The organism is Acetobacter lovaniensis, from assembly GCF_014207635.1.
Classification (GTDB): Bacteria; Pseudomonadota; Alphaproteobacteria; order Acetobacterales; family Acetobacteraceae; genus Acetobacter; species Acetobacter lovaniensis.
Genome location: NZ_JACHIE010000009.1, coordinates 132,088 through 140,362 on the forward strand (window position 1 = coordinate 132,088; position 8,275 = coordinate 140,362).

The 8,275-nt window shown below is 61.9% G+C and carries 7 protein-coding genes and 1 pseudogene; 6 read left to right on the top strand and 2 right to left on the bottom strand.

The annotated features are described in order from the left end of the window. Nucleotides 1-45: 45 nt before the first annotated feature. Complete coding sequence (locus tag HNR55_RS17000) at nt 46-177, top strand: hypothetical protein (protein WP_260400910.1); 132 nt, start codon at nt 46-48, stop codon at nt 175-177. Between the two features lie 16 nt (nt 178-193). On the opposite strand, the gene rdgB is transcribed toward HNR55_RS17000, so the two are convergent. Continuing rightward, a complete protein-coding gene (rdgB, locus tag HNR55_RS11180; protein WP_166117152.1) occupies nt 194-793 on the bottom strand; it encodes an RdgB/HAM1 family non-canonical purine NTP pyrophosphatase in 600 nt (199 codons plus the stop codon). A gap of 2 nt (nt 794-795) precedes the next feature. After that, the gene (rph, locus tag HNR55_RS11185) at nt 796-1,524 is read right to left on the bottom strand and encodes a ribonuclease PH (RefSeq protein ID WP_166117150.1); all 729 of its coding nucleotides are present in this window, start codon (nt 1,522-1,524) and stop codon (nt 796-798) included. 124 nt (nt 1,525-1,648) lie between these two features. Between rph and hrcA the strand changes: the two genes are divergently transcribed. From hrcA to HNR55_RS11210, 5 genes and pseudogenes are all read left to right on the top strand, one after another. Then, nucleotides 1,649-2,728, top strand: a complete 1,080-nt coding sequence (gene hrcA / locus HNR55_RS11190; RefSeq protein WP_166117148.1) for a heat-inducible transcriptional repressor HrcA — start codon at nt 1,649-1,651, stop codon at nt 2,726-2,728. Nucleotides 2,729-2,837: 109 nt separating this feature from the next. Then, nucleotides 2,838-5,555 (top strand): penicillin-binding protein 1A, encoded by a 2,718-nt coding sequence (locus tag HNR55_RS11195; protein WP_166117146.1) that lies wholly within the window; start codon nt 2,838-2,840, stop codon nt 5,553-5,555. Between the two features lie 59 nt (nt 5,556-5,614). Next, a protein-coding gene (gene prfB / locus HNR55_RS11200; protein ID WP_166117144.1) for a peptide chain release factor 2 occupies nt 5,615-6,746 on the top strand; the annotation gives its coding sequence in 2 pieces (ribosomal slippage) (nt 5,615-5,683 and nt 5,685-6,746; 1,131 coding nt in all). A 301-nt stretch (nt 6,747-7,047) separates the two neighbouring features. Continuing rightward, on the top strand, nt 7,048-7,740 hold the full coding sequence (locus tag HNR55_RS11205; protein WP_166117142.1) for an energy transducer TonB: 693 nt from the start codon (nt 7,048-7,050) through the stop codon (nt 7,738-7,740). A gap of 118 nt (nt 7,741-7,858) precedes the next feature. Then, nucleotides 7,859-8,275: pseudogene (locus HNR55_RS11210) on the top strand (MotA/TolQ/ExbB proton channel family protein); the annotation flags it as partial.

The following is an 8,275-nucleotide window of genomic DNA, read 5'->3' on the forward strand; positions in this document are numbered from 1 at the left end:
CGGGCCGGTCCTGAGGATCTGCCCGTGACCGGAAGGGAGGGGAGCATGAGCCCCTCCCTTCTCTCGCGGTGGAAGCAGCGACCGCTGACCGGTAATGCTGCGGGCTGGAGTCGGCACGACTGGCTTCGCAGCAGCCTGCGGCCATCGGGTTATGACTGTACCTACCGTTCAGCCTGAAGCGACAGAATATGCCTTAGTCCAGACAGGCCCTGCGGAAGGCCGCAAATGCGCGGGCACGGTGGCTGATGGCGTTTTTCTGCTCATCCGTCATTTCCGCAAAGCTGCGGGTCTGGTTTTCGGGTTCAAAAATCGGGTCATATCCGTGGCCGTTGGCACCACGTGGGGGCCAGACAATCTGCCCGTCAATCCGTCCTTCAAAGCTGAATGTGCGTCCATCGGGGAAGGCAAGGCAGAGCACGCATATAAACCACGCATTACGTTCGTCCTGCCCGATGCCTTCCTCAATCCGGGTCATGGCGGCGTTAAAGTCCTTGTCGGGGCCAGCCCAGCGGGCGGAGTAAATACCCGGCGCACCCCCCAGAGCACTCACGCACAGGCCCGAATCATCGGCCAGTGCGGGCAGGTTGGCGGCACGGGCCGCTGCCAGCGCCTTGATGGCGGCATTGCCTGCAAAGGTTATGGCGGTTTCCTCCGGTTCGGGCAGGTTCAATTCCCCGGCGGAGAGTACGGTAATGCCAAACTCCGCCATAAGGGCGGAAAATTCGGCCAGCTTGCCTGCGTTATGCGTGGCAAGCACCAGCCTGTCGCCGGATTTAAGGGTGGGGTTGGTCATGTTCAGGGCTGCTCTGCTGTGTTGACGGCGGTCAACTGGGCTTCAAACAGTTCGCCAGCACCTTTGCGGGCAAGGGCGAACAGGGAGTTAAAGGCATCCTCGCTAAAGGGCGCATGTTCGGCCGAGGCCTGAATTTCCACAATACGGTTATCAGCGCTGAGTACAAAGTTGGTGTCGGCCAGTGCGGCGCTGTCTTCCGTGTAGTCGAGGTCCAGCACGGCACCGGCACTGGTCAGTCCGCAGGATACGGCAGCGACCTGCCCGGTTAGTGGCATGCGTTGCAGCACGCGGTTGGCAACCAGCTTGCCAAGGGCCAGACGGAGAGCCACCCACGCGCCAGTAATGGAGGCACAGCGCGTGCCGCCATCGGCGTTCAGTACATCGCAATCCAGTGTAATGCAGAATTCGCCAAGGGCCTTAAGGTCCGTAACCGCGCGCAGGGAGCGGCCGATCAGGCGTTGGATTTCCTGCGTGCGGCCGGACTGCTTGCCCCGTGCGGCCTCGCGGTTGCCGCGGGCGTGGGTGGCGCGGGGCAGCATGCCGTATTCCGCCGTAACCCACCCGCTGCCCTTGCCACGCAGGAAGGGGGGAACACGGTTTTCCACACTGGCGGTGCACAGGACCTCTGTGCCACCAATGCGGATAAGGGCAGAGCCTTCCGCATGGCGGGAAAAGCCGGTTTCTATAATAATCGGGCGCATCTGCCCGGCCTGTCGGCCTGATGGACGCATGCTGCTGCTCCTGCAAAACAATAACAAAGGGTTGCGCCTGCACATAAAATGCTTTTGGCAGGAGTAAAACCGGCAATAAGCCGTTATAATCGCTTATCAGACCGCCCAAAGGAGCCTGAGAGCCATGAAGCGTGGCCTGTTGCCCGCCCAAGCAATGCTACCCCCCGAACTGGATGGACGCTCAGCCAACATCCTGCGCGAGATTGTGGAAGAATACATGGCCAGTGGCGAACCCGTGGGGTCGCGCACCCTTTCACGCCGGTTGGGGCAGCCGCTTTCCCCCGCAACAATCCGCAATGTCATGGTCTCCCTGACCGAGGCGGGTCTGCTGTTTTCCCCGCATACATCGGCAGGCCGCCTGCCAACGGAAAAAGGGCTGCGCCTGTTTGTGGATGGGCTGCTCCAGTTTGGTGCGCTCTCCGAAGATGAGCAGAAGGTCATCGGCCATTCGCTGGAAGCGCGCGGACGCTCCTTGCAGGATACGTTGACCGAGGCATCCTCCCTGCTCGCAGGCATGTCCGATGCGGCGGGGCTGGTGGTGGCCCCCAAGGGTGAGGGCGGGATCAAGCACATAGAGTTCGTGGCGCTGGGTGGTAACCGTGCCCTTGTGGTGCTGGTAGGGGCGGATGGGCATGTGGAAAACCGGGTGATCGAAATCCCGGCCGGGACTCCTCCCTCTGCGCTGGTGGAGGCTGCCAATTACCTGAACGCGCGCGCCATGGGGGCATCCCTGCCCGACCTGCGCCACCGCGTAGGGGCGGAAATGAGCGAAAACCGCACGGTGCTGAACAGCCTGACCGCCGAGGTGGTGGAAAGTGGTCTGGCGATCTGGAACACGGAGCGGGGGGAAAGTGGCGGCACGCTGATCGTGCGTGGCCAGTCCCGCCTGCTGGCTGATGTGGACGGGCAGGAGCGCCTTGTTGCCATCCAGACCCTGTTTGACCGGCTGGAAGCGCAGGAGACAATGCTGCGTCTGCTGGAACTGGTTGAAAGTTCGGAAGGGGTGCGCATCTTTATTGGCGCGGAAAGTGGTCTGTTTGGTGCGACCGGCATGTCCGTTGTCATGGCTCCGGCCAGAAACGAGGCCAACAGGATTGTCGGGGCCATAGGCGTTATTGGCCCGACGCGCATAAATTACGGGCGCGTTGTGCCCGTGGTGGACTATACAGCGCGCATATTGGGCGAACTGCTGGGTCAGGCATAAAAGCCGGGTCTGTCAGGGGCTGGAGCACAGGTCGGAATTCCGCCACGATTGTAAAGAGAAATGGCGATGGTCAGGAGACGACAGAATATGGGAATGATAAAGGACCGGTATGACACGCACTCCACCTTCTGGTGATCCGGATTCTTCCCCCCCTCATGACCGGGGTACCGCACAGTCCTTTGTGTTAAGCAGGCCGCGCTTTCGCCAATGGCGCATGCTGCTGGGCACGGCTGCGGCCGTGCTGCTGGTGGGCAGTGCTGGCGGGGCCGTGGTGGTGTGGTCGCAATACCAGAGTATTGTTTCCGACCTGCCAACAGTGGATGGCCTGCGCTCCTATCAGCCGCCGGTCATGAGCCGCCTGTACGCATCGGATGACCAGCTTGTCGCCGAACTGGCGGACGAGCGGCGGGTGTTCGTGCCCTCCAACGCCATTCCCGACCGGGTGAAAAGTGCGTTTATCGCGGCGGAAGACCAGAAGTTCTGGACCCATAAGGGCGTGGACCCCGCTGCTATTATCCGCGCGGGCCTGACCGACCTGACACGTGGGCGCGGGCGCAGGCCCATTGGTGCGTCCACCATTACGCAGCAGGTTGCCCGCGTCATGCTGCTGGGGAGCAATGCTGTCTCGTTCAAGCGCAAGGCCAAGGAAGCATTTCTGGCCATGCGTATCGAGCAGGTTCTGCCCAAGGAAAAAATCCTCGAGATTTACCTGAACGAAATTTATCTGGGTAACGGTGCCTATGGCATTGGTGCCGCTGCCCAGACGTATTTTAACAAACCTCTGGACCAGCTGGATAACGCGGAGGTCGCGTTTCTGGCGGCGCTGCCCAAGTCGCCCACCAATTACAACCCAGCCCGCTTCCCCGATGCCGCGCGAGGCCGCCGCAACTGGGTGCTGGAGCGCATGGCCGATATTGGTGCCATTACGCAGGCCGAAGCCCGTATGGCCGAGGCGGAGCCGCTTGTCAGCATCAGCTATTCCCGCCCCGGCCCCGCCCCCGGCTCCGAATGGTTTGCCGAGGAAGTCCGGCGTGAACTGCTGGAAAAATATGGTCAGGATGTCACCATGCAGGGGGGGCTGGATGTGCATACCAGTCTGGACCTGCCCCTCCAGCGTGCGGCCCAGACCATTTTGCAGCAGGGGCTTATGGCGTATGACCGCCAGCACCGTGGCTGGCATGGCCCTGTTACGCACCTGAATACCCCAGTGCCGCTCACGCAGGACGAGTGGGTACGCGCCCTGCGTACGGTCAGTGCTCCGCCCGGCATGCTGGACCAGTGGCGTCTGGCCATTGTGCTGGATGGCAACAAGGGGCAGGTCGGCTGGCTGGAAGGCAGCGTGGTCCGCCGCAATGTTGCGCAGGGCGGCGAAGCCCATACAGGGCAGATCCAGTCCAAGGATATGGCATGGGTCCGCCGTGCCCGCCCCCTCCGCACGGGTGACATTGTGATGGTCGAACCCCAGAGCGGGCAGTCCGGTGTTGCGCTGATGCAGATACCGGTTGTGGAAGGCGCTATTGTCACCATGAACGCCCGTACGGGGCGTGTTCTTGCTCTGGTGGGGGGGTGGTCTTTTCAGGCCTCGCAGTTTGACCGGGCCACGCAGGCGCTGCGCCAGCCGGGCTCCTCCTTCAAGCCGTTTGTCTATCTACAGGCCATGGAGCAGGGCATATCGCCTTCTCAGGAGTTTGATGACTCCCCCGTATCCTACGGCACATGGCACCCTAATAACTACGAAAAAGACTTCTGGGGCCCCACGTCCCTGCATGATGCGCTGCGTGAATCGCGTAACCTTGTGACCATTCGCCTTGCCGCCCATCTGGGTATGAACACGGTTGCGGATACGGCCATCAAGCTCGGGCTGGTGGATAGCATGCCCCATGTGCTGCCTGCGGCGCTGGGGGCTGTGGAAACCACGGTGCTGAAGGAGGCCGGAGCCTACGCCGCCCTTGCCGCCGGAGGGCGCAGGATTACCCCGACCCTGATTGATGATGTGCAGGACCGTGATGGGCATGTCATCTGGCGGCCTGCAAGCGGGCTGTCTCTGGTTGCAGCGTCTTCCCTGCCTGCGGAGGGGGGGAGCCCGGCCAATGGGGTGGACGCCATACACCCGGATGCACCGCAGACAAATGCCGGTGGTGCGGGCTCTGGTCTGCCGTCCCCTCAGCCATCGGTTGTGGTGCTGACCCCTCAGGACCTTCCCGCTTTGCGCGATGACAGGCCTGTCGTCGCCTCCGAGCAGAGCGCGTTCCAGATCACGACCATGCTGCAGGACGTTATCCGGCGCGGTACGGGTGTGCGGGCGGGCGAGGGCATAGATACGCCCATCGCAGGCAAGACCGGCACCAGCCAGAACTTTAACGATGCCTGGTTCGCAGGTTACACGCCCGAACTGGTGACGGTCGTATGGATCGGGTTTGACACGCCCCAGTCCCTCGGGCGGAACGAGACAGGGGGCGCCATTGCTGGCCCACTGTGGAACAAGGTGATGAAGACGGCCCTCAAGGACCAGCCCAAGCTCGACTTTGCCGCCCCCGATGGCGTGACACTGGTCAGCTACGATACGGGCCGTGGTGTTGCGATAGATGCGTTCAAGGACGGTCAGCTTCCCGGTGTGAGTGCCAACCTGCTGAGTAATGTGGATGCCCAGCAGCTGAGTGCCGCCGATACAGGGGCCGAGAACATGCCGGATTCGGAGAGCGATATGGCAGCCAGCATCAACGGCACGGGTCAGTCTGGTGCGGCTGCGGCCAGCCCGGCTGAAGGCAACAGCGCACCACCTCCCGCACCTTCTGGGGGTGACATTGGCATGGGCGGCCTTTATTGAAGGCCGCAGAGAACGGAATGGGACGATAATTCCCCCAAAGCAGATGGAGAACAGGCCCGATGTCCGCCGAGACAGAAGCCCTTAACGAACAGATCAAGCAGTCGGTCGCACTGCTGAGGAGGCATCTTTAACTGGGATGTCGCTGAAGCCCGCCTTGCGGAACTGAACAACCAGGCCGAAGACCCCGACCTGTGGAATAACCCCGAAGCCGCGCAGAAAATGATGCGCGAGCGTACGCTTCTGGCCAACCAGATCGAGGGCGTGCAGGCGTTGGAAACCAACGTGAACGACACTTCCGAACTGATCGAGATGGCCGAAGCCGAAGGGGATGCCGATCTGGTGGCCGAAGGACTGGCCAGCCTGCGCGCCTTGGCGGAGGAAGCCAAGCGGCGTGAGATTGAAAGCCTGCTTTCTGGCGAGGCGGATAGCAATGACTGCTATCTGGAAGTCAATGCAGGGGCCGGTGGCACGGAGGCGCAGGACTGGGCCGAAATGATGCTGCGCATGTACACCCGCTGGGCAGAGGCGCATAATTACAAGGTCACGCTGATTGAAAGCTCGGAGGGCGAACAGGCCGGGCTTAAATCCGCGACCATTCTGGTTTCCGGTCCCAATGCCTATGGCTGGCTGAAGACCGAAGCGGGTGTGCACCGGCTTGTGCGCATTTCTCCTTTTGATGCAGCAGCCCGTCGCCAGACGTCCTTTGCATCGGTCTGGGTTTACCCGGTTATTGATGATTCAATTGAAATTGAAATCAATGATGCGGACCTGAAGGTGGACACTTTCCGTGCTTCCGGCGCAGGTGGTCAGCACGTGAACAAGACGGATTCCGCCATCCGTATTACCCATATCCCCACCGGGATCGTGGTTGCGTGCCAGACAGACCGCTCCCAGCACAGGAACCGCGCTACGGCCATGCAGATGCTGCGTGCACGGATGTACGAAGCCGAACTGCAACGGCGCGAGGCCGCGGCTGCCGAAGCGGAAGCCGCCAAGACCGATATTGGCTGGGGGCATCAGATACGGTCGTATGTTCTTGCCCCTTACCAGATGGTCAAGGACCTGCGCACGAGTGTTGAAACCGGCAACCCCGATGCCGTTCTGGATGGGGAGCTGGATGTTTTTATGGCGGCGGCTTTGGCCATGCGTGTGGGGGCAACCCGCTCGGAGGCGAGTGCCAGCGCACAGTAAGTCTGGCAGTTTGCTCAGGCTCATTACGCGGGATGGTAAAAAAGGCGGGCTCCATGCAGGGGCCCGCCTTTTTTCTTCTGCGGAAAGTATTCAACTTCGTAAAGTTTATATGCAAACTTTTCTCATACAACCTGCTTGACATCTGCCGTGCCAGATTGCCCAATCAGCATGATGGATAGAGGTATGTCAGGAGGCATGCCGGTTCTGAGCCGTATGGCCAGATCAAAATTCCTGAGTGTTTTTCGTGGCTGAAGGCGAATCAGAGATGTTTCGTTTGGCGGCTTGAAGAGGGAGGGCCAGAATGAGTAATCCTGAGCAGCAGCCAGGTTCGGCAAAGTATGCCTTTCGGGCAAGTGCTGCTGTTGGTGTGATTGCGTTCCTGCTTGTGCTGATCATGCATGTGCTGGGCATATGGGGACTGATCTACGGGATGGGCAAAGGCGACAGCCCGCCGCCACCCGCCAGGCCGCCCATTCAGACGCGCGTTCTGCCGCCGCCACCCCCTCCTCCTCCGCCACCGCCGCCTCCTCCCCCTCCGCCGGTCATGACCGTGCCACCGCCGCCGTTCATTCCGCCGCCAAAAATCGAGGTGCCTCCGCCGCCCAAGCCGCCGATGAAGCATGTGAGCCGCACCCCGCCCAAGCACCCCGCGGCGCCGCCAACGCAGACCGCCAAGGCTCCCCCCGCGGACACGCCGCCCAATGACGCGCCCGATACAACGGCAGGCACATCGCCGCTGAACAATGTGCGCCCCGTCTATCCGCCAGAAATGGAGGAAGACAACATTGAAGGCCGCGTAACCGTGGTGTGCGATGTGGAAACAACGGGCATGACCAGCAACTGCCGCGTGCAGTCGGTAACCGGTGGTCAGGCGTTCGCACAATCCGCGCTGGATTACGTGAGCAAGGCCCGCTACCGGCCCGCAAGCCGCAATGGTGTGCCCGTGCGGGAAGTGAACAAGACATATGTCATCCGCTTCCGTCTGGATGACTGACACCGACTAACGGTCCGGCCCCGCGCTGGACCCTCTGGATAACACAACAACACGGACCCGCCCGGTCCGCTCCGGCAGGGGAACAGGACCGGGCTCTTGAATGAGGATCTTGAGTAACATGAGCAGACTGCCCCGTTCTTTTGTGTCAGGTCTTGCCGCTCCGGCCCTTGCGCTGTTGATGAGCACGGCAGCCCCCGTCGCCGCCTTTGCGCAGGAGGCCGCCGCCCCCGCAGCACCGGTTGCTCCCGCGGCCACGACCCCCGCAGCAGGCGCTGTCGCTCCGGCTCCCGGCCCGGCCACACCAGCCGCCCCCTCCGCGCCCACCGATGGCGCAGCAGCCCCGACCCCGGCCGCCGCCGCCGCGGCAGAAACCCCCGCCCCGGCCGCCAAGGATGACGCCAACCCCTATGGCCTGTCCGCCCTGTGGTCGAACGGGGACTTTATCGCCCGTGGCGTGCTGCTGATCATGCTCGTCATGTCGCTTGGCACATGGTTCATCATGATCACCAAGTTCATTGAACAGGGGCGTCTGTTC

What these genes read in the sequence shown, in the direction of transcription:
- HNR55_RS11205 (WP_166117142.1), top strand. Translation starts at nt 7,048, where the DNA reads ATGAGTAATCCTGAGCAGCAGCCAGGTTCGGCAAAGTATGCCTTTCGG.
- HNR55_RS17000 (WP_260400910.1), top strand. Translation starts at nt 46, where the DNA reads ATGAGCCCCTCCCTTCTCTCGCGGTGGAAGCAGCGACCGCTGACCGGT.
- hrcA (WP_166117148.1), top strand. Translation starts at nt 1,649, where the DNA reads ATGAAGCGTGGCCTGTTGCCCGCCCAAGCAATGCTACCCCCCGAACTG.
- rdgB (WP_166117152.1), bottom strand. Translation starts at nt 793, where the DNA reads ATGACCAACCCCACCCTTAAATCCGGCGACAGGCTGGTGCTTGCCACG.
- rph (WP_166117150.1), bottom strand. Translation starts at nt 1,524, where the DNA reads ATGCGTCCATCAGGCCGACAGGCCGGGCAGATGCGCCCGATTATTATA.
- HNR55_RS11195 (WP_166117146.1), top strand. Translation starts at nt 2,838, where the DNA reads ATGACACGCACTCCACCTTCTGGTGATCCGGATTCTTCCCCCCCTCAT.